Origin of the sequence: Rathayibacter sp. AY1D1, from assembly GCF_002932635.1 — a bacterium.
GTDB lineage: Bacteria > Actinomycetota > Actinomycetes > Actinomycetales > Microbacteriaceae > Rathayibacter.
Map to the genome: position 1 here is coordinate 1 of NZ_PSVY01000040.1, position 19,749 is coordinate 19,749.

The following is a 19,749-nucleotide window of genomic DNA, read 5'->3' on the forward strand; positions in this document are numbered from 1 at the left end:
CATCCAGGCCGCCACCCAGGCCATCGTCCCGCCCACCGCCGCTAGCGCACCACGGGGATGGCGGCGGTGGGCGGGACGATGGCCTGGGTGGCGGCCTGGATGGCCGTGATCGCGACGGTGTTGACGATGTCCTGCACGAGCGCGCCGCGCGAGAGGTCGTTGACCGGCTTGCGCAGACCCTGGAGGACCGGTCCGATGGCGACGGCGCCGGCCGAGCGCTGCACGGCCTTGTAGGTGTTGTTGCCCGTGTTGAGGTCGGGGAAGATGAACACCGTCGCGCGCCCGGCGACCTGGGAGCCGGGCATCTTCGAGGCCGCGACCGCCGCGTCGGCCGCCGCGTCGTACTGGATCGGGCCCTCGACGAGCAGGTCGGGCCGGCGCTCGCGCACCAGAGCCGTCGCCGCGCGGACCTTCTCGACGTCGGCGCCGGCTCCGCTCTCGCCGGTGGAGTAGGAGAGCATCGCGATGCGGGGGTCGATCCCGAACTGCTGGGCGGTCTCGGCGGACGAGATCGCGATGTCGGCGAGCTGCGCCTCGGTGGGGTCGGGGTTCACCGCGCAGTCGCCGTAGACCAGCACGCGGTCGGCGAGCGCCATCAGGAACACGCTCGAGACGACGGAGACGCCCGGGCTCGTCTTGATGATCTCGAAGCCGGGGCGGATGGTGTGCGCGGTCGTGTGCGCGGCTCCCGAGACCATCCCGTCGGCCAGGCCGAGCTGCACCATCATCGTGCCGAAGTAGGAGACGTCCGTGACGGTGTCGTAGGCGTGGTCGTAGGTGATGCCCTTGTGCGCGCGGATGCGGGCGTACTCCTCGGCGAAGCGCGCGCGGTGCTCGGGGTCGAGGGTGCTCAGCACGCGCGCGCCGTCGAGGTCGAGGCCGAGGCCCGCCGCACGGGCGCGGATCTCGGCCTCCTCGCCGAGGATCGTGAGCCGGGCGATGCCGCGCTTGAGCACGGTCGCGGCGGCACGGAGGATCCGGTCGTCGCCGCCCTCGGGCAGGACGATGTGGCGGTCGGCGATGCGCGCGCGCTCGATCAGCCCGTACTCGAACATCAGCGGCGTGACGACCTCGGACCGGCCGACGTCGAGGAGGGTGAGCAGCTCGACCGCGTCGACCGCCTCCTGGAAGAGGGCGAGGGAGGTGTCGCGCTTGCGCGGGGAGTCGGCCGCCAGGCGGCCGCGGGCCGCGGTGACGCGGACGGCGGTGTCGTAGGTGCCGAGCTCGGTCATCACGATCGGCACGCGGCTGTCGACGCCCTCGATCAGCCGGACGATCGGCTCCGGCAGCTCGAAGCCGCCGTTGAGGATGATGCCGGTGACCGTGGGGAACGTGCCGGAGGCGTACGCCATGATCACGGCGAGGACGACCTCGGGCCGGTCGCCGGGGACGATCACGACGCCGCCCTCGGTGAGCCGCGGCAGGACGTTCACCATCGACATGCCGGCGATCACCACGCCGAGCGCCTCGCGGCCGAGCAGCTCCGGATCGCCCGCGACGACGACGCCGTCGACCGCCTCGACCAGGCGGGACAGGCTCGGAGCGACGAGGAACGGATCCTCGCGGATCGCCCAGACCGGGACGGTGGCGGGGATGCTCTCGCGGATCGCGGCGACGGCGTCGGCGGCGGTGTCGGGATCGGCGCGGTTCGCGATCACTCCGATGAGGCTCGCGTGGGCCGTGCGCAGCTCGACCGAGGCGAGCTCCGTGATCTGGCGCATCTCCTCCGGCGTGCGCGCGGGAGCCTGGCCCAGCTGCTCGCTGCGGGACGAGTCCCGGCCGGTGAGGACGAGCAGGACCGGGGCACCGAGGTTGGCGGCGATGCGGGCGTTGTAGCCGAGCTCGGTGGGGCTGCCGACGTCCGTGTAGTCGGAGCCGAGGATGACGACGGCGTCGCACCGGGCCTCGACGCCCTTGTACCGCTCGACGATCCGCGAGAGCGCCGCCTCGCCGTCGGCGTGGACGTCCTCGTAGGTGACGCCGATGCAGTCCTCGTAGGCGAGGCCCGAGTCGGAGTGGCCGAGCAGCATCTCGAGCACGTAGTCCGGCTCGGAGGTGGAGCGGGCGATCGGGCGGAAGACGCCGACCCGCTGCACCTGGCTGCTGAGCGCATCGAGGACGCCGAGGGCGACCGTGGACTTGCCCGAATGACCTTCGGCGGACGAGATGTAGATGCTCTGAACCATCGGATCCAGCCTACCGAGGGGGTCCCTCCGCCTGGCTGAGTAGAGGCCAGGGATGGGAGGGCGTGCATGGCGCGCGGCTGTGGAGGAGCGTCCGCAGTCGGTAGGGCCTCGTAGCGGCTGTGCGGCGGTCCATCGGCGGAGCAGGCGGGCCGGTTAACGGAAGAAGACCCCCCGCGCACCCGCCAGAGCCCGGTTACCCTTGCTGCGTTTCCGCCCTGGGGGAGTTGGCCTGGATGGCGCCACGCGGGGAGCCGGGTGACAGTCTAACCGACGACGGCGGCCGAGGAGAGCGGGGCGTGTCGGGGTCGTGGTCAGCGGGAGCCTCCGACACCGGCTAGTATCGATGAGTCGCGGCTCAGGTCGTGCCAGGAGGATTCGCCTAGTGGCCTATGGCGCACGCTTGGAAAGCGTGTTGGGTGAAAGCCCTCGGGGGTTCGAATCCCCCATCCTCCGCGAACGGTGTCCGTTGCTCTCGCCAGCACGGGCACCGTTTTTGCGTTCCCGGCGACCGGCGTTCGACGCTAGTGGCACAGCAGGAGGCACAGTTAGGCGAACAGATCGCCCATCATGTCCGCGGCGGCGCGCTGCAGCGACTTGATCGCGTGCGCGTAGATCGTCAACGTCACCGCCGCGGAAGTGTGCCCCAACCGCTCCGACACCACTCGGACGTTCACGCCGGCGCTAAGCAGCGTGGTCGCGTGGGTGTGACGACCTTCGTGCAGCTTGATCGTCGGCAAGTCAGGCAGGCTCTCCTGCGCCTTCGCGACTCGCTCGCGCCACTGTCTCGAGAACTGCACCGGGTTGTGGGGCCGGCCATAGCGGTTCGAGAACACGAGAGAGTCGGCGGCGGCGTGCTCCGGCGCGACGGAACGGATGCCATCACGCCTCACGCGGAGCTCAGTGACGAGCTGTGGGTCGATGTCGACGTTCCGCGGCTTCCCGTTCTTCGGAGGCCCGAACGTCGTCACAGGGGCCGTCCCAGCCTCTTTGACGTACTGCATCGCACGCCGCACGACGATCGTTCCGGCCGTGAAGTCGATATCGCGCCAGCGCAGCGCCAGGATCTCCCCCCGCCGGAGACCCGTGGCGAGCAGCGTCCGCCACGCTAGATACAGATAGTCCCCGCTCTCGCGCGACCAGTCGAGGAACTGCTTAGACTCCCCCGCCGTCCACACGTGCATTTCGGGCGGCGCCGCATCGACCTTCCGTGGCGGTGACGCTTTCTTCGCGGGGTTCGTCTTGATCTTCCCGTCGTCGAGAGCGTGCGAGAGAATCTGCGACAGCAACACGTGGACGTGCCGCACTGTCGCGAGCCCCAGTGGCTCCCCCTCGTGCCCCTTGTCTTTACGCCCCGATCGCTCGAGGCCCCGGTAGAACCGGTTCAGGTGGTCCTTCGTGATCCCGGATATCGGCAGCTTGCCCAGCGTCGAGCCCTGCACGTGCACCCGGTAGTGCTTCCGGTAGCCGGCCAGCGTCGTCGGGCGCACCCGGATCGTCGCCAGGTACTCGGCCGCGTAGTCGTCCAGGCGATCGCGGATCTCTTCGACGTGAGAGCCGCGCCGCATATCTACGCGGACGTCTTCTAGCGCCGCGTGCGCGTCCTGCTCGGTCTCGTAGCCGCGCTTGAACTTCCGCGCGCGCTCCCCGTTTTCGAGCTCCACCCAATACGCCAGGCGCCACAAAACGCGGCCCGACGACGTTGTGTAGCTCGTGACCGTACCCGAATTGTTCGCGCGTCTCGCCACTAGCCGCCCGTCAGCAGACCGTAGCCGCGGGGACCATCGATGCTCCGAGTTGGGTCGGAACTTAGGTATCCGCGCTCACGGGCCAGCTTCACCCAGTGGCTAGCCGTGCGGTGCGGAAGATTCATGAGCTCCGCGATCCTCTGCGTCGGATTGCCTCGAATTGCGAAAGCTGCACAGTAGATGAGGGCTGCGACTTCTAGAGCCTCAGCGGTCGGGCCATTGCCCCGCACCTTCTCTGCCAACTTTTCTAGGCCGCTGAAGCCATAGCGCGGTCTACCTTTATATGACCCGGGAACGACAAGCGGGAAGCGTTCGTTCTCGAACACCTTCTCCTCCAGCTTGTTGATTAGCAAGGTTCTCAGAGATCGAGCACTGATCGGTAACGGTCGCCCCTCGAGTTGGTACGAATGAACGGCAATTGACGTGAGTTCGTAACGCAGGGCTTCCATATCAAACGTGACGTCCACATCGGCGTAGTAGTCCCATTCATCATCGGTGATTCGACGGACTCTGACCATTTGCGGAACGCGCAGGTTGCCGGCTAGGACTACCCAGTTCTCATCGTCGCCCGCCATCTCCCACGACGGCTCTCCGACCAGGGGGGTGCGCGTTGGCGCTTCGTTGCTCACCAGCCGGACGCTACCTGCCACTGCCGACACCCCGCTATTGCATGCGGTTGCGCGCGGTTCGCAATGTGTGCGAGAGTATGCCTGCGGTTGCGAGCACATGGCAACGGCACGCAACTCCACAGTGAGCCCTCGACCGGTCAGACCCGGAGACGAGGGATCGGCCACGCGGGAACTACCCGCGGGCCGACTTGTGATGCCTCGAACCAGCCAACGCGAGACGCGCGGGCTAGGCGAGGCCCTGGAAACCACCCACCAAACGAAAGGCCAACCGTGACCATCGCGACAGCAGAGCCTCTCGCTCTCACCTACCGCGCCGCAGCCAAGCTCGTCGGTGCAGAGCCCCGACGGATCGCCGCCGCCGTCGAGGACGGCACGATCCCGAGCGTGCAGATCGGCGCCCGCCGCATGATCCCCCGGGCCGCGCTGCTCCGAGTCTTCGGAATCGTCGAGGACGAGCGCGCGGCCTCGTGACCGCAAAGAAATAGCCCGTGACTCCTGGCAGGGAGATCACGGGCGAGAAGCCGAACCAAACTTCCACGAAAGGAAACGACTGATATGAACACCGTACACGTCACCGGTCTGAACTTGCACCTCCGAACTCCCGCCGCCGCCGTCCACTTCTTGTTGCGGAGCTTGCTCCGCCGTGGGAGCAACCTCACGCAGCGCTCGTCCACCAACTGGGCGACGGCAACCCGCATCGGACCCGCTGAAATTGTCGCTGAGGTCGACGGCATCGGAACGGCACTACGAGTGTTGAGACGTCGCGCCGGCCTCTCGAGACGGCAGGCTGCCCGGATCGCAGACGCCAACTCAACGACCATCGCGCTGATCGAGCTCGGGAGCATGCGGTTGCTCACCGTGACGATGCTCTGGCGCTTGAGCGCCGCCTACTCGGACGCGATCTCGAAGAAGCCGACCTCGTGACGGCGACGATGACGACCGCCAGCGGCGAGACCATTCGTGCTTCCACCCGATCCGCTGGGGGCGCCACGCAACAGGTCGTGATGTGGACGAAGCGCGTGAGCATCGCGCTAACGGCAGACGAGGCGCGGTCGCTTGGCGTCTCGCTACTGGACCAAGCACTCCGGGCGGAACGCGCGACTGACGACGCCTGGCCTGACGAAGTGCCCTGCTAGCACACAAACGAACACTTGACCCAATAGAGAGCGCGGGTGCCGACAGCAGCTCGGCACCCGCGCTTTCCACTTCTACAGAAAGGAGGCCCTTATGACTGATGCAAGAATCCCAGGGCGGTACGTTACCGACCCAATAGTCGGAGAGCACTCTGACAAGGCAGCTGGACTAACGGCCGACAGAACCGGAGGCCGCGATGCCTGACGCGAGACTGCCTAGCCGTTGGCAGACGGACCCCGATCGCGTCGGGTTGTCCGACGCTGCATGGCGCATCTACTCCTGGGCGCTCATGTGGTCAGCGGAGCAGTGGACTGACGGGAGGGTTCCGACCGCCGCCGTCCGGATGTTCCCGGTCGATGAGGGAAGGAGCCGCGCCGCCGTCATCGACGAGCTCGTCGAAGCCAAGCTGTGGCGCGTCACGAAGGTCGGCTGGCAAATCCTTCGGTGGGAGGCGACGCAGACCACCGCCAACGAGCACGAGACGAGGCGGCAACAGTGGCGCGATTCGAAGCGCCGCAAGCGCGCAGGAGTGCAGGAAAGTCCACACGACCCAAACGACGGAGCCCGCTCCGATCCCAGTGTTGACGCGGAGGAGTCCACAGAGGAGTCCACGTGGACACCTGAGGATGAGGAAGAGGCTGAGGCGATAGGCGATAGGCAGAGGTCGGAGGACGAGGACAAAGCTCCGGACCCTGCGGTGGATCTCGCTACCGGGGAAGTCCTCGAGCCCGGGTTCACCCGCAACGGGCAACAGGGCCGTTACATCAAGAGGTCGGCCTAGTGGGCGCCGTGCTCCCGTGGCCGACGAAGGAGCCGGGTCGTCCGTACCGCTGGCTGCTGCACCTCGAGCATGATCGGCCGGCTCCGACGTGTCCCACGCATCGAGAGAAGACGGACGGTCTCGGCAACTGCGGGGCGTGCATTTACGAATACCGACTCGCTTTAGATGCCGTCCCTGCCGATGTCTGGACGTACTGCCGTGTCTGCCAGATGCCTATTCACCCAGCAGTAGAAGGAGAAGGGGTCGAGACGTGCCCGACGTGCGACGACACCTTCTTCCCTTACAAGGAGATGACATGACTGATCTTGTAGCGACTCGATCGCCGCTCGCAATTCGAGTCGCGATCCTCGAGCAGGAGAACGCGCGACTGCTCAAAGAGTCCACGTACTGGCGTCAGCGATCACGGCAGTGGGAGCGCGCTGCGAAGGACCGCGCCGACCGACGTCGAGTCACGCGAGTTGACAGCCACCCACCGATCGACCCATTCAGCGAAAGGACCGACTTATGACAGACCTCACCCCACAGCAGATGACCCTCGTCCGCGAACTGACGATGACGCTGCTCACCTTCGACGGCAGCGGTGACGAGATCCGCGACCACCTGACCGGCGTCTTCACCGACCCTGCACTCTCGGCCGACGACCGAGACCGGATGCCCGAGGTCATCCTCGCGGCGTTCGCCTCCGGGACATACATCCTTCAGCAGCTCCGGCACCGTCAGGGCTTCGAAGCCGTCGATGCGTTCCTGCAGTTGGCCGCTGCTCAGTGGGCGCTCGGACCGCAACGGGACGCGACCGACCCGCCGGCCTAAGCCACACCCACACCTCCTCCCCTGCCCCCCACCCCCCGGGGGCAGGGGAACGGCGATCCCGAGGGGATACAGCCAATATCCCCCCGCGCAGAAAAAACCGAGAGGACTGCAGCCCTTGACTCATCTCATTCCCCCCGGCTCGCTGATCTTGACACCACAGGACGCGCGAGCCCTCTACCAAGCGGCCAAGCTCGGCGACCTTCGGCAGCAGTATCGCGTTGGCGATACGGCCATCTACGACCTACTCAGCGCAATCTCTATGGCCGCTTTCACAATTCCTGCCGACGGCGGCAATCTCAAGCGGCATACCTCGGCATTCGTGGAACATGGTTTGTGGACGGTCCACCGAGTAGCGATAGCTGCGGGACTGTCCGAACGGAAGGTCCGACTCGATTGTCAGCAGGGTTTCCTGCCGGCAACGAAGCAGGGCAGCAACTGGATCATCGAACAGGCAGAAGCCGATACATACATCGCCCGAGGGCGAAGAAGGTAGAACCCCAATGGCGCTCACCCAGCTCAACAAGCAGATCGAAGCTCTCCGCGCGCGAGCAGCCGACATGACGAAGACGCTCCGAACCACGCAGAGCTCCATCGACAGCGACCCCACGCTCAGCGACCAGGGGAAGCAGGAGACGAAGCAGGCCTACGTGGACCAGACCAGGGAAGCTCTCGCCGACCTCCGCTCGCAGGAGAACGCGCTCGTCAAGGCCAAGACGCAGGAGCTCGAGCGGGCTCTCGACTCGGCAGTCGGTACCGGCGGCGCCGACATCATCGCCTTCCGTGACGCGCAGGACCGTGCTGCACGACTCGAAGAGGAAGACGATGCAGTGAACCTGCTCTCGCAGGCGATCCGCGTGAGCGACAAGAGCCTCGCCTTCGCCGTCTTCCGCGCCGGCCTCGACAAGGCCTGGCCCCGCGTTCGCGACGTGTTCCTCACCGAGTACCCGCAGGCCGCCGAGACTGTCGCCGACCTCAGGCAGCTGCAGCAGTACCACGCCAACAGCATCGAGCGAACCCTCACCTACGCCTGGTTCAACTGACGGGCCCTGGCCACTGGTGAGCAGTAGATGGCTACCAACGCCCGATACGCCAACGGCCATCGACGCCGAGAGCTTCGGACTCGCCTACTCGCAGCCGGCGCCCGATGCGCCTGGGGTGATTGCCCCTGGCCAGACGACTGGCTCGGCGCCGCTATGGCGCGAGACCTGCACCATCACGACCCCCGCTTCCCCGAAGTAGACGAGATCATTCCCGTCTCGCACGGCGGCTCCCCGCTCACCCGAGAGAACACCCGGCTTCTTCACCGCCTCTGTAATCAACAACGAGGCGCCGACCGACCGGCTCGATCGGCTTCCGCACCCTTCCGCCCACAGATCACCGCATCCAGAGGCTGGGGACCCTCGCAGGGGTAGGGCAGGAGTCCCCCTCCCCTGAGGGACGGCGATCCCGAGGGAGTAGAGCCCATCTATCCCTGACGTTTTTTCCACAGCACCCGAAGGAACCCGACATGGCCGGATTACGAGCCGCAGAACTGGAAGTCCTCTTCACCGCGAACACCGACGACGTCGCCAAGGCCGAGAAGGACGTGAAGACGGCCGGCGACCGGGTCGAGAAGCAGAAGACCACGAAGAAGATCGATGCGGACGCGAGGCCGGCTCTCGAGGGCATGGAACGCGTCGAGCAGGCAGCTCGAAAAATCGTCTCCGCGAAGACCATCGCCACGGTCGACGCGAACATCGAGAAGGCAGAAGCGGCAACGGAAGCGGTCAGGGATCGCCTCGACTACCTGCGGTCGGTGGAGACGGACCTCGAGGTCAAGGCGGACATCAGCCGCGCCGAGGCGAACCTGCAGCGCATGCAGCGCGAGCTCGACGCTCTCCGTTCCGCACGCACAAAGATCGACATCGAGGTCGACACGTCCGGCGCCGAGCAGGCGGCCTCCGGTCTCGCCGATACGGTCGGCGAATCCGGGGAGGATGCCGGCGCGAAGTTCAGCGGCAGCGTCATCGCCGCTCTCGCAGCGATCCCGGTCGCTGGCTCCGTCATCGGCATCGGCGCGGCTATCGGTCAGGCGCTCTCTGACGGCGTGAAGGACGGCCTGCAGCAGGAAGTCGGGCGGGACCGCCTGCAGGCTCTCACGGGCATCAGCGAGCAGGACGCAGCACGTCTCGGCAGGACCGCGTCGGAGGCCTACGTGAACGGCTTCGGCGAGTCGATCGAGCAGAACATGGACACGACCCGTCTAGGCCTCCAGTTCGACCTCATCGACCCGGAGGCCACGAACCGCGACACCCAGAAAGTCGTTGAGGGCCTCAGTGGCATCGCCGACGTACTGAGCGAGGATGTGCAGCCGGTCGCGGTGGCGACGACCCAGCTCCTCCGTTCCGGTCTCGCGAAGTCCTCGCAGGAGGCGTTCGACATCCTCGCGGCCGGCGCCCGCAACGGCATCAACGCCAGCGAGGACATGCTCGACACGTTCATCGAGTACCCGGTCGTGCTCGCGAAGCTCGGTCTCTCGGGCGAGGAGGCACTCGGCCTCATCAACCAGGGCCTGAAGGATGGCGCCCGCAACAGCGACGTCGTCGCCGACGCGCTCAAGGAAGTCCAGATCCGTGCCACGGACGGGTCTACCGCCAGCGCCGAGGGCTACAAGCTCATCGGCCTGAACGCTGAAGAGATGACCGCCAAGATCGCAGCCGGCGGAGAGGGCGCCAAGGAGGGCCTGCAGCAGATCCTCACCGGGCTCCGCGACATGGAAGACCCGCTGCAGCGGAACCTTGCCGCGGTCGCGCTCTTCGGCCCGAAGGCCGAGGACCTGGGTGATGCGCTGTTCGCGCTTGACCTCTCGACCGCGGTCGCGCAGCTCGACGGCGTGACCGGGTCGGCCCAGCGCATGTTTGACACTCTCGCGAGCAACGACGCGTCGAAGATTGAGGGAGCCCTGCGCAGTATCGAGGTCGCCTCGAACGGTGTGAAGGGTGCTCTGGCTGCAGCGTTCGGTGAGGGTCTGGGTGAGCTCGCGACGTTCGTGACGGAGAACCGTGGGCCTGTGCTGCAGTTCCTGTCGGACATGGTGAATGGCGCGATCGACTTCGGCCAGTCGATCATCGAGTCCGCTGCGGGTGGTACGGAGGCGTTCGGCGAGTTCGTCGCTGGCCCCGGCCGTGATGCGGTGCTGCTGATCGCGAACCTGATGCACCTGCTCGGGCAGGACACGACCGAGATCGAGGACCTCGCGTCCGACATGGACGTCTTCGACGAGAAGGCGGAGGCTGCTGCGGGGAACATCCGCGGGCTGAGCGACAACCTCGAGAACGGTCGCGGCAAGTTCAACGAGTTCTTCGACCCGCAGATCGACCTCGGTTACCTGAACGACCGCACTCTGGCGCTTGCCGGGGCGATCGACGCGGTCGGTTATGCGGCGGACGGTTCGAAGATCTCGCTTGAGGGCGTGGATATCGCGAACCTGTCCGCGTCGGAGTCCGGGGCGACCCTTGAGGGTCAGGTGCGGGCGGCGATTGCTGCGCTCAGTGAGCAGGTCGATGCGGCAGCCGCGTCGGGTGAAGCGCAGGAAGCGTTGACCGGTCGGTACAACTCGGCGACGGATGCTCTGGTCGGGCAGTTGACCCAGATGGGTCTCACCGAGGAGCAGGCGCAATCGCTGATCGACACGGTGCTGAAGACGCCGCCGTCTGCGACGACTGCGTTCTCGTCGAACGCTCCGGAGCAGCAGGGCAAGGTGCAGTCCCTCGCGGACCGCATCGTGACCCTGCCGGATGGATCGGTGGTGATCACGGCGGACGCTTCTTCCGCTTATGCCGAGACGGACGCCTATCTCCGGTACGTGAACTCTCGATCGGCGACGATCAAGGTCAACGCCACAAACCCCAACATCGGCTTTGGGCTTGGCGACGGCCGCGCGAACGGCGGCGCGATCTACGGACCGGGCGGCCCGCGCGATGACCTCGCCGGGCTGTTCCGTCTCTCGAACGGCGAGCACGTTCTCGACGCGGAAGACGTTCGACGCATGGGCGGGCAGGAGGCGGTCTACCGCTTCCGGCAGTCGCTCGACGCGGGCACGCTCAAGGGCTTCGCTACCGGCGGTGCGGTGAGCGTGCCGGACTCCACGTGGGCTGTAGGGCCGTACCAGTCCGCTGCCAACACGATGGCGGTCGCAGCGCCTGCCGCAACCGTCATGACGAGGGCGACGCCAATCGTCTACGTGCAGAACCCCTGGACGGGTGAATACCTCGAGGCGCGGGTTGCCAGCATCGCCGACGGCCGCGTCTCCGGCGCGCTAGACCGCCGGGACCAGGACGGCCAGCGAGGGAAGTGGAGATGACCATGATCGTCACCGCCGCCGCACGTAGCACCCGATCCGGCCCGACCGCCGCAGCCTCGCCCCGGTACCGGCGCACTACTCCACGTCCAACACCTACGGCGGCAAGACCATCGCGCCGGTCGTACAGATGAATGGACCGATATAGGCCTATGACCCGACGAGGCCCGCAACAACGATCCTGCGGAAGCAGACACGAGCACTGACGATGTTCGACAGCTGAAGCCAGACCGAAGCCCCCGCGGCTCGCAGCAATCCGTTGCGGACCGCGGGGGCTTTCTGTCGTTGCCGGCTTCCAGCGCGCCACCAGCGCCACAGTTCACGCCGACGAGGCACCACACCCAACCGGCGCTAGACGATGGAGCAATGACCAGCGCCAAGCACTACCTCGTGACGACACTCTGCCCTTGGGACGAAGCGCCGACCGTCCTCGGGATCTTCACCAGCCCCGACGACGCAGATGCTGCGATCACTCGCATACAGCAAGACGGCCCGACGCCCCTTCGATACTCGATCGAGGCGTGGCGAGACGACGAACGTGTGACGTCGTGAATGTCGGTACTCCCGGCGACGCTCGCGACCGTGGGAACCCGCTACGGCTCCAACCCGAAGCCTCGCCCCCCAAACCGCCGAACTACTCCACGTTCAACACCTATGGGGGCAAGACTGTCGAGCCCGCTATGTGCTCAACCTTCCGATCTGCTCCTACGACCCGTCCAATCTCGCCCAGACCTCCGTGAAGACTTCTACAAGGTCGGCTGACCCACGTCGGCGGCGAGCGAAGGTAGGAGCGCAGCGAACTCCGCGCACAACTGCAGGTCTGCGTGCACGTACGGAAGCGCGAATTTGTCGGCGCTATAAGTCAGGGTCGCTCCGATACGGTTGGGATACTGCTTGCCGGAGTGGCCTATCGCGTTCGTGACGGTATCGATCTCGAGCGCTCGCAAGTCGCGGCGAGAAATTATCCGCGTCGGCGCCTCCAGCTTTGACACGGACTCGTCGATCTCGATCACGATCAGCACGTCTTGCGTGAACGCGACGATTGTGCCTACTCCCTCACCGGTCCGACCGATGCTGTGATCGACATACAGCACATCGTTGCCTCCTGCGATCAGAGCGATCTTGCTGCTCGCCTGGTCGAACCACACAGGGTTTCCTCGGTCGACACGGATCGCGCCGTCGTGCGCTCGGTAGATCCGGTTGCAGATGTCGCTGGCCTTGCTGATGTAGTCGACCGTCATTCGAGTTTCCTCTCGTAGTTGGCGCTTTGCGAAGAGCTGCGCGCGCGTATAGTCAGCCAAGCACGGCGCGTAGGGTGAGCGCCATGACCAACATCGTGAGTGACATCGCTGGATGATGGCCTGAGCTCCCCCGAGCCTGTCCGCGTCGACCTAGCGACGAACCTTGACCGGAAGCCACTCAGTGCTGACGCCGTCGTCGCGATTGCGTACGCCCGCGGTGTCGGGCCTACGGCCGCCACCTGGACGGCAACGGATTCGCCGCAGTTCTTCCTCAGCGCGGACGACTATGCGTGGATCGCCGACCAGCGCAAACCTGACAACACGCGAACGGCACTCGGCTCAGCCATCCCAGACGACCCCAGTGCCGTCAATCGCACCATTTCTCGTGACGACGAGGCGTTCCGCAACCTGTCCCCCGATCCACCGGCCGACATACGGTCGATGCGGTCTTAGCGAATAACTTTGTTGGCCGACCAGCGATGATTTTCACGTATCGCACCACCGGGCACCTTCCATGTGTCCCGCGATGAGATCGTGACTTGGTGGCGGCGAGGCCCTCACATCACACAGCGGCATGCCGGCCCTCAAGCGCTTGGCGGAAAGGCCGTGTGCTTCGCGTCCCGCGCGAGTAGTCGACGATCCTCGGCGGACGCGGCGGAATAACCGTCACCCGCCGCTTCGTTCGGCAAAACGACACTTCGAGCGCGTCAGACGGAGCTCTGCCCCGATCTCGGCGGGAGCATCTTCCGTGAAAAAACCTCCGTTTAGCTCCGTGTGATACGGTTTCGACGTGTCGAAACCGGTTCTGAAGGCACACCTTGACCCCCACTCACGGGGCAAATCCCGGTACGTGCACACCTTACGTACAGCCATCCGCTACCACGTATGGGTTTCTGCGGGCATCGGCCGTAGCCGCTTCGCGGGCCGTGAGATGCTCATTCATCGGACTTGGAAGCCTCCGGTCTGAGCGCGAGAAGAACGGGAGTTCGCTATGGCATCGACAGCTCTTGGTGGCGTTTACATACTTTCAGAGTCGGGAATCGACCAGCTCATCGAGCTCGATCGCTCTCCGAGTAGCGCCCCGCTGTCCGCGCCCGGCTTTGTTTCGCGACGGCCGTCTAGCCGCGAGGACATCGATCAGACGCTCGCCTCGCTGCAGCGCCGCGTTAGTAGGCGATCGAGCCGAAAGGCGTGAGTTCACCGGGCTCCGACCAAATCGCATATGACGTCATTGCTTTAGCGGAACTAGAGAATCCTGCTTATAGGGACCTGCGCGACGCAGTTTATGCACGGCTCGAGGTTTTTGCATGCGAGCGGTCACCTCACCTGCAGGCTTTTGCTCGGACCAATGTTCAGCGGTACGAGCGTCATGGGCATAGCCGAACTTATGTTTTCATCTGCGCGGATGACGGTGCGGGTATTGATGTTCCCGCTTTCTTTACAGTCGGCATGACCGCACTCGACCTTACGAGGGCTGGCAGCAGTAAACAGAAGAAATTCTCTGGCGACTTCTCTATGGACGTCACAGGAGCATATAGCATAGCCGAATTAGCTCGAAGCGATGAATATAACGGCAACCAGCTGCCGGGGTCAGTAATTCTTGATGAAGCCAAAAACGCGATTGCTCAAGCAAAGTTTCATGTTGGTGGCCGGTTCGCAGTTGTAGATGCTCGGCGGCCGGTTTTTGAGGCTTTATATCAGCCCGCTGGCTTCAAAGAGCTTCACGGCACGGAAGCGCCCGTTGGCATGGATGCGAACGACTTCATCACCGCCGCGTGCCTCGTCCGGGACTGGTAGGCGAAGCGCGAAGGTCGTCGACTGCGTGTATACACCGGTCGACGTCTTCTCTCATGGTGCCTCTTCATGGGGTGCACTCGAGGCGGCCATGCAGCTGCCCGCGCTCCGTCGGTGGTTCGGGTGAGCGTCTGCTCATGGGAATTCATTCTGACTCGAACCACCCCACCCCCACGCCAAGAGTCCGTCTACGAGGACTGCTGACGTGGCCGGCGGCGAGGAAATGTCTCGCCCAGAGACAGGCCGCTTCACGTAAATGAGGGAGGCGGCGAACCTCCACGGCGGCGACGTGGGCGGGCGCGGTGGGCGACGGTAACGGGCTCTCCTCCGCCGACTGTCGAGGGCGAGGCCTCGTGCGGTTGTACCGAAGGTCGAGCAACTAGCACGTCGACTGCACGACGATGCGCCCTGACGGATCGCCAGTTCGTCGCGCAGCCGATTGACCGGGCTCAACGATCGAAAACTTCTCGTCCACACAGCAGACAGACGAGGTCGCCAGTTCTCGAACCCAGGTGGTATTCGCGGTCCACTCGCGGGTGATCGCACGGTGGCATGCCTCGCTCGATCCAAGCGGCGTAGATTCGGGCGACTTCGGACATCTGGACCATTCGGGTCCTCCTTCTGGCACCGGCGGCGCCTCAGGGAGTGAAACCCTCGTCTCCAAGCGATTATTCCGAATATACCTCACATCCATAACTGTGCAAGTCCTGAAAGGGTTGAAGGGCCAAGCGCCGCTTCGCCCCACGACGCGCGGAGCGCGGCTGCAAGTTGCTGTCAGTCACGGCCGCTGGTGGTGCAGTGAGGACCAGGCCGCCGTCGGTAGCGGCCGTTACGATCACCGAATGTCGCACCACTGGATGCCGCTCTCGACGGACTACCGCTCCCTGCGTCCCTTGAGTGGCGGACGAGAGACTGGTGACGAGAGCTCAATCGGTCAGCTCAAAGACCCCATCGGCGCCGCGATCCGGGTGATAAGACCACGACAGCTCAATGTTGTTCCAGTCCTCAGACTGGCGCCCGTCGAGCGACGTCGTCTGCTCCAAATGGGAGGTGACCGCCGTCGGTGCCTTGGTAGCACTCAGCAGGCACTCGAGCTCTGAGTACGCGAGCCCGCTGCTCTCCTTCTTTCCCTGGCTGTCGAACGTCAAGGTTCGGTCGCCATCGGAAAGCTCCGCGCCGTCCGTGTTGAAGACGCAGGCGCGCATCGCTACAGCGAGTACCCGCTCAGCATCCGTACTCGCTGACGGTGATGCGGGAGCTGCGTCCGCCGCGTGCTGGCCGCCTGAAGCCCCACCGACAGCTGCAGCTATCCCCCCGACCACCAGTCCGCCGAGGACGAAGCCACCAGCGGCACCGATCAGCAAAGATGACTTGCTGAGGCGCTGACGTGCTCGAGGCCGGGCGTCGGGGGAGGGCGTTGAAGAGTCGGTCACCGGCTCAGAGTAGCGACGCTGAGGGTTCTTGAACGGCGCGAGTGTCGGTGGTGGACAGGACGCTGGCCGATATGGGAACCCGCTACGACCCGAACCACCCCGCCCGACCCCGCGAAGTGTCGGTCTACGAGCAGGCGTTCCGCAATGTCGGCGACGAGGCACCCTGGCTGCTCGCCTGGCGCGACGGGAAGGTGATGACCAACCCGGATACCGGTCGGTACCTCTACAGCCACGAGGTGCCCGGACAGAGCGGGCAACGAAGCTCGCGAGGCTCGAGGCGCTGACCTAGACCCTCGCGCGGCGCAGCTCAGCCACAAACGTCGTCCCAAGGGCCCGCATCATCCGCATCGCCTCGACCACCGCGATCGGCGACTTGCACGTCATCTTGCGGTGCATCGTCCCCTCAGAGATGCCGATGCGGCGAGCTACCCATGCGTGCGATCGGCCGCTGCGATGGACGGCGTCGATCACGACGGCGGTTCCGGGATCAGGGTGCAGGGCATCGGCCATGTCGGGACCTTACGGGCGACTCGGTTCCGACGCTGCATTATCTGCCGGAAGTGACGGCATCAGGTCCGACAGGTGGCACACCAGCGGGCACATTCCGACCCGTGTCGAACCGACAGCAACCGTTTCGGACCGCTCACTGTGCCACTTCACCGGCGCACTAGCAGCCCGCAATCGCAGCGATCAGACCCAACTCGACAGCTCAACTGGGAGAGTTCGAATCCCCCATCCTCCGCGAACGGTGTCCGTTGCTCTCGCCAGCACGGGCACCGTTTTGTTTAACCGGTGCGGGCGATCGTCGGAGCCCGGTCGACCGGTGGAGGCGTCGATCGGAGCGGCCCACTCACGCAGCGCCGGGTTCGCCCTGCCGGGGCACACCCGGCTGCAGCCGACGACGTCGCGCCGAGCAGGCGCCGCCGATCGTTCGGCGCGCGCCGGGCGTGCTGGATCAGCCGTAGAGGTGGTTCGTCCGCGCGCAGGAGTCGGAGCAGAAAGCGCCACGACGGGCGACGAGCGGGGCCGAGCAGGCGGCGCAGACGGGGCGGAAGAAGAGTTCGGCTATGGATCGCGACATGGTCCGACCGTAGGTGCCGGTCCCGAATCGTGCCCGTCGCCATCCGTATTACGACGACGCGGACGACAGGGCGGCGATACGGACCCTCCGGCGACGCCGGCCGTCAGTCGGCGATGCGCTCGAGCCATTCGTCGAGCAGGAGCCGCTCCCCCGCGCTGAGGGGCTCGATCTGCGGCAGCGCCGTCCGCAGGGCGACGGCGTGCGCGACGACCGCACGGGCGGCGGGATCGGTGGGGCCCGCCTCCGCCGTGGTGATCGCCGCGAGGACGGACTCGCGCGAGCGGGACGAGAGCTCGTCGTCGGGGTCGGCGAGGGCGGTCAGCGTGAGGGTGCAGCCGAGCGCGGCCGACTGGAGCAGGCGGGAGGCCCGCTCGACGTCGACGGTGAGGCGGCCGGCTTCGGCGACGGCCCGGACCGCGTCGAGGAGGACGCCGCGGGACAGGCGCGCCGCCTCCGACTCCTCCCCCGGCCGCGCGGTGAACATCAGCGCGTAGAGGTGCGGTTCGGCGAGTCCGAAGGCGACGTGGTGATCCCAGGCGGCACGGAGCGCGTCGACCGGGTCGGCCGGCGCCTCGCTCCGCTCGAAGTCGGCGAGGGCCGTGGCGAATCCGGCTGCCGCGGCCGAGTCGAGCAGCCCGCGCAGGTCGCCGAACGTCCGGTAGATCGTAGGGGCCTGCACCCCCGCCGCCGCGCTGATCGCCCGCGTCGACACCGCGTCCCGCCCGCCGTCCGCCAGCAGCTCGACCGTCGCTCGGAGGATCCGCTCCCGCGTCGTCCCGCTCTCACTCATGCTACCGACGCTAACACGCTCCCGTTAGCGCCTCGTCTCCCCGAGCGGCCCGGGTCGCGTCAACGCCGTCGGGCGGTCCCGAAGATCCCGCGGACCACCTCGCGCAGCAGCGTCCTGCCGGCGCTCGAGCCCAGCACCTCCTCGACGACCGTCTTGTCGCGGCGGGCGCTGCGGGTCCCGCGGGAGGTCGGTGCCGTGCGCCGTCGGGAGCGCTCGGCGGCCTGGTCGGCGGCGCGCTCGGCGGCGGCCCGCTCCTTCGCGCGGCGGGCGGCGTCCGCGGTCTCCTCCTTGGCGCGACGCGCATCCTCCTTGGCGCGGCGGGCGTCGTCGGCGGCCTGCTGCTCGGCGGCGGCGCGGGCCTCCTCGGCGTCGGCGGCGGCGTCGAGCCGGCGGGTGAGGATCTCGCGGGCGGAGTCGCGGTCGAGGGGCGTGCCGTAGCGCGCGAGGAGCGGGGACCTCTGGACGCTCGCCTCGCGGTCGGCCTCGGGGGTGGGCTTCATCGAGCCGAGCGGGGCGCGGAGACGCGTCCAGGCGACCGGGGTCGGGGCGCCGCGCTCGTTCATGACCGTCACGATCGCCTCGCCGATGGGGAGCGCCTGGAGGACCTCACCGAGGTCGTAGTCGCTCTCGGGGTAGGTCGAGACGGTGGCGCGGAGGGCCTTGGCGTCGTCCGGCGTGTGCGCGCGGAGCTGGTGCTGCACGCGGGAGCCGAGCTGGGCGAGGACGTCGCCGGGCACGTCCTTCGGGGTCTGCGTGACGAAGACGATGCCGACGCCCTTGGAGCGGATGAGGCGCACGGTCTGGGTGATCGCGGCGAGGAAGTCCTTCGACGCGTCGCGGAAGAGCAGGTGCGCCTCGTCGAAGAAGAACACCAGCTTCGGCTTGTCGAGGTCGCCGACCTCCGGCAGGTCGTTGAAGAGGTCGGCGAGCAGCCACATCAGGAAGGTGGAGAACAGAGCCGGTCGGTCGGCGACTCCGGGGACCTCGAGGAGGCTGACGACGCCGCGCCCGTCGGCGGCGAGGCGGAGGAACTCGGCCGTGTCGATCTCGGGCTCGCCGAAGAACACGTCGGCGCCCTGGTCGGCGAACGCGATCAGCTCGCGGAGGATCACGCCGGCGGTCGCCTTGGACAGCCCGCCGAGCTCGGCGAGCTCCGCCTTGCCCTCGTCGCCGACGAGGTAGGTGAGCACGGCGCGGAGGTCGGACAGGTCGACGAGCGGGAGACCGGCGCTCTCGGCGTAGTGGAAGACGAGACCGAGGCTCGACTCCTGCGTGTGGTTGAGGCCGAGCACCTTCGCGAGCAGCAGCGCGCCGAATCCCGTCACGGTGGCGCGGACGGGGACGCCGGTGCCGATGCCGCCGAGCGCGAAGTACTCGGCGGGGGCCGCCTCCGCCCGCCAGTCCTGGCCGATGCCGCGGGTGCGGGCGAGCAGCGCGTCGGTCGCGGTGCCCGGAGTGGCGAGGCCGGAGAGGTCGCCCTTGATGTCCGCAGCGAAGACGGGGACGCCGTGGGCCGAGAGCTGCTCGGCGAGGACCTGCAGCGTCTTCGTCTTGCCGGTGCCGGTCGCGCCGACGACGAGGCCGTGCCGGTTGAGCATGCCGAGCGGGATGCGGACGGGCACGTCGATCCGCGCGTCGCCGTTGACGAGGGCACCGAGCTCGAGGGCCGGGCCGGTGAACGCGTACCCGGCGCGCACGGCGTCGGGGAGCGGAGCGGAGCAGTCCGCTGCTCCGGTTGCTCCGGACGCAGACGCTCCGGACGCCGTCGCTTCCGGTCCGATCGCTC

The 19,749-nt window shown here is 66.7% G+C and carries 20 protein-coding genes, 1 tRNA gene and 1 other RNA gene; 12 read left to right on the forward strand and 10 right to left on the reverse strand.

The features are described 5' to 3' along the window. Positions 1-41 precede the first annotated feature (41 nt). Together pta and ffs are read right to left on the reverse strand one after the other, a co-directional pair. A complete protein-coding gene (gene pta / locus C5C56_RS16060; protein ID WP_104227473.1) occupies positions 42-2,186 on the reverse strand; it encodes a phosphate acetyltransferase in 2,145 nt (714 codons plus the stop codon). A gap of 159 nt (positions 2,187-2,345) precedes the next feature. Further along, an RNA gene (gene ffs, locus C5C56_RS16065) (signal recognition particle sRNA small type) lies at positions 2,346-2,442 on the reverse strand. Positions 2,443-2,554: 112 nt separating this feature from the next. On the opposite strand from ffs, the gene C5C56_RS16070 reads away from it, so the two are divergent. After that, positions 2,555-2,639, forward strand: a tRNA-Ser gene (locus C5C56_RS16070). A gap of 92 nt (positions 2,640-2,731) precedes the next feature. Here the strand turns inward: C5C56_RS16070 and C5C56_RS16075 are convergent. After that, positions 2,732-3,847, reverse strand: coding sequence for a site-specific integrase (locus C5C56_RS16075; protein ID WP_146086513.1), 1,116 nt, complete (start codon positions 3,845-3,847; stop codon positions 2,732-2,734). An 83-nt stretch (positions 3,848-3,930) separates the two neighbouring features. Continuing rightward, on the reverse strand, positions 3,931-4,560 hold the full coding sequence (locus C5C56_RS17645; RefSeq protein WP_146086514.1) for a hypothetical protein: 630 nt from the start codon (positions 4,558-4,560) through the stop codon (positions 3,931-3,933). 270 nt (positions 4,561-4,830) lie between these two features. Between C5C56_RS17645 and C5C56_RS16080 the strand changes: the two genes are divergently transcribed. From C5C56_RS16080 to C5C56_RS16115, 9 genes are all read left to right on the forward strand, one after another. After that, positions 4,831-5,031, forward strand: a complete 201-nt coding sequence (locus C5C56_RS16080; protein ID WP_258065700.1) for a DNA-binding protein — start codon at positions 4,831-4,833, stop codon at positions 5,029-5,031. A gap of 84 nt (positions 5,032-5,115) precedes the next feature. Next, positions 5,116-5,484, forward strand: a complete 369-nt coding sequence (locus tag C5C56_RS16085; protein ID WP_104319930.1) for a helix-turn-helix domain-containing protein — start codon at positions 5,116-5,118, stop codon at positions 5,482-5,484. A gap of 406 nt (positions 5,485-5,890) precedes the next feature. Continuing rightward, positions 5,891-6,475 carry a hypothetical protein gene (locus tag C5C56_RS16095; protein ID WP_104319932.1) on the forward strand — a complete coding sequence of 195 codons (585 nt, stop codon included), beginning with the start codon at positions 5,891-5,893 and terminating at the stop codon, positions 6,473-6,475. 504 nt (positions 6,476-6,979) lie between these two features. Continuing rightward, the gene (locus C5C56_RS16100) at positions 6,980-7,285 is read left to right on the forward strand and encodes a hypothetical protein (protein WP_104319933.1); all 306 of its coding nucleotides are present in this window, start codon (positions 6,980-6,982) and stop codon (positions 7,283-7,285) included. A gap of 115 nt (positions 7,286-7,400) precedes the next feature. Continuing rightward, positions 7,401-7,778, forward strand: coding sequence for a hypothetical protein (locus C5C56_RS17650; RefSeq protein WP_146086515.1), 378 nt, complete (start codon positions 7,401-7,403; stop codon positions 7,776-7,778). Between the two features lie 7 nt (positions 7,779-7,785). Further along, positions 7,786-8,325, forward strand: a complete 540-nt coding sequence (locus C5C56_RS16105; protein WP_104319934.1) for a hypothetical protein — start codon at positions 7,786-7,788, stop codon at positions 8,323-8,325. A gap of 153 nt (positions 8,326-8,478) precedes the next feature. Next, on the forward strand, positions 8,479-8,697 hold the full coding sequence (locus tag C5C56_RS18520) for an HNH endonuclease (RefSeq protein WP_146086516.1): 219 nt from the start codon (positions 8,479-8,481) through the stop codon (positions 8,695-8,697). 95 nt (positions 8,698-8,792) lie between these two features. Further along, entirely contained in the window at positions 8,793-11,627 is a 2,835-nt protein-coding gene (locus C5C56_RS16110; RefSeq protein WP_104319935.1) for a phage tail tape measure protein, read from the forward strand. 363 nt (positions 11,628-11,990) lie between these two features. Continuing rightward, complete coding sequence (locus tag C5C56_RS16115) at positions 11,991-12,176, forward strand: hypothetical protein (protein WP_104319936.1); 186 nt, start codon at positions 11,991-11,993, stop codon at positions 12,174-12,176. A 194-nt stretch (positions 12,177-12,370) separates the two neighbouring features. Here C5C56_RS16115 and C5C56_RS16120 read toward each other — a convergent pair whose 3' ends face one another. Further along, the gene (locus tag C5C56_RS16120) at positions 12,371-12,865 is read right to left on the reverse strand and encodes a hypothetical protein (protein ID WP_104319937.1); all 495 of its coding nucleotides are present in this window, start codon (positions 12,863-12,865) and stop codon (positions 12,371-12,373) included. Positions 12,866-14,056: 1,191 nt separating this feature from the next. Here C5C56_RS16120 and C5C56_RS18060 point away from each other — a divergent pair. Next, the gene (locus C5C56_RS18060) at positions 14,057-14,662 is read left to right on the forward strand and encodes a hypothetical protein (protein ID WP_181137622.1); all 606 of its coding nucleotides are present in this window, start codon (positions 14,057-14,059) and stop codon (positions 14,660-14,662) included. A gap of 923 nt (positions 14,663-15,585) precedes the next feature. Here C5C56_RS18060 and C5C56_RS17665 read toward each other — a convergent pair. Continuing rightward, entirely contained in the window at positions 15,586-16,092 is a 507-nt protein-coding gene (locus C5C56_RS17665) for a hypothetical protein (protein WP_146086518.1), read from the reverse strand. A 71-nt stretch (positions 16,093-16,163) separates the two neighbouring features. On the opposite strand from C5C56_RS17665, the gene C5C56_RS16130 reads away from it, so the two are divergent. Then, on the forward strand, positions 16,164-16,376 hold the full coding sequence (locus C5C56_RS16130; protein ID WP_146086519.1) for a hypothetical protein: 213 nt from the start codon (positions 16,164-16,166) through the stop codon (positions 16,374-16,376). Position 16,377: 1 nt separating this feature from the next. Here C5C56_RS16130 and C5C56_RS16135 read toward each other — a convergent pair whose 3' ends face one another. The 4 genes from C5C56_RS16135 to C5C56_RS16145 form a co-directional block, all read right to left on the reverse strand. Beyond that, positions 16,378-16,602: a hypothetical protein gene (locus tag C5C56_RS16135; RefSeq protein WP_104319940.1), complete on the reverse strand. Its 225-nt coding sequence runs from the start codon at positions 16,600-16,602 to the stop codon at positions 16,378-16,380. Positions 16,603-17,047: 445 nt separating this feature from the next. Beyond that, on the reverse strand, positions 17,048-17,173 hold the full coding sequence (locus tag C5C56_RS18395; protein WP_258060618.1) for a hypothetical protein: 126 nt from the start codon (positions 17,171-17,173) through the stop codon (positions 17,048-17,050). A gap of 103 nt (positions 17,174-17,276) precedes the next feature. Then, on the reverse strand, positions 17,277-17,963 hold the full coding sequence (locus C5C56_RS16140; protein WP_104227474.1) for a TetR/AcrR family transcriptional regulator: 687 nt from the start codon (positions 17,961-17,963) through the stop codon (positions 17,277-17,279). Between the two features lie 59 nt (positions 17,964-18,022). Then, a partial coding sequence (locus tag C5C56_RS16145) for a helicase HerA-like domain-containing protein (protein WP_374954279.1) occupies positions 18,023-19,749 on the reverse strand: 1,727 nt, incomplete at its 5' end.

Coding starts and splice junctions, on each gene's coding strand:
- pta (WP_104227473.1), bottom strand. CDS start 2,186: ATGGTTCAGAGCATCTACATCTCGTCCGCCGAAGGTCATTCGGGCAAG.
- C5C56_RS16085 (WP_104319930.1), top strand. CDS start 5,116: ATGAACACCGTACACGTCACCGGTCTGAACTTGCACCTCCGAACTCCC.
- C5C56_RS16095 (WP_104319932.1), top strand. CDS start 5,891: ATGCCTGACGCGAGACTGCCTAGCCGTTGGCAGACGGACCCCGATCGC.
- C5C56_RS16100 (WP_104319933.1), top strand. CDS start 6,980: ATGACAGACCTCACCCCACAGCAGATGACCCTCGTCCGCGAACTGACG.
- C5C56_RS16105 (WP_104319934.1), top strand. CDS start 7,786: ATGGCGCTCACCCAGCTCAACAAGCAGATCGAAGCTCTCCGCGCGCGA.
- C5C56_RS18520 (WP_146086516.1), top strand. CDS start 8,479: ATGGCGCGAGACCTGCACCATCACGACCCCCGCTTCCCCGAAGTAGAC.
- C5C56_RS16110 (WP_104319935.1), top strand. CDS start 8,793: ATGGCCGGATTACGAGCCGCAGAACTGGAAGTCCTCTTCACCGCGAAC.
- C5C56_RS16115 (WP_104319936.1), top strand. CDS start 11,991: ATGACCAGCGCCAAGCACTACCTCGTGACGACACTCTGCCCTTGGGAC.
- C5C56_RS16120 (WP_104319937.1), bottom strand. CDS start 12,865: ATGACGGTCGACTACATCAGCAAGGCCAGCGACATCTGCAACCGGATC.
- C5C56_RS16130 (WP_146086519.1), top strand. CDS start 16,164: ATGGGAACCCGCTACGACCCGAACCACCCCGCCCGACCCCGCGAAGTG.
- C5C56_RS16135 (WP_104319940.1), bottom strand. CDS start 16,602: ATGGCCGATGCCCTGCACCCTGATCCCGGAACCGCCGTCGTGATCGAC.
- C5C56_RS18395 (WP_258060618.1), bottom strand. CDS start 17,173: ATGTCGCGATCCATAGCCGAACTCTTCTTCCGCCCCGTCTGCGCCGCC.
- C5C56_RS16140 (WP_104227474.1), bottom strand. CDS start 17,963: ATGAGTGAGAGCGGGACGACGCGGGAGCGGATCCTCCGAGCGACGGTC.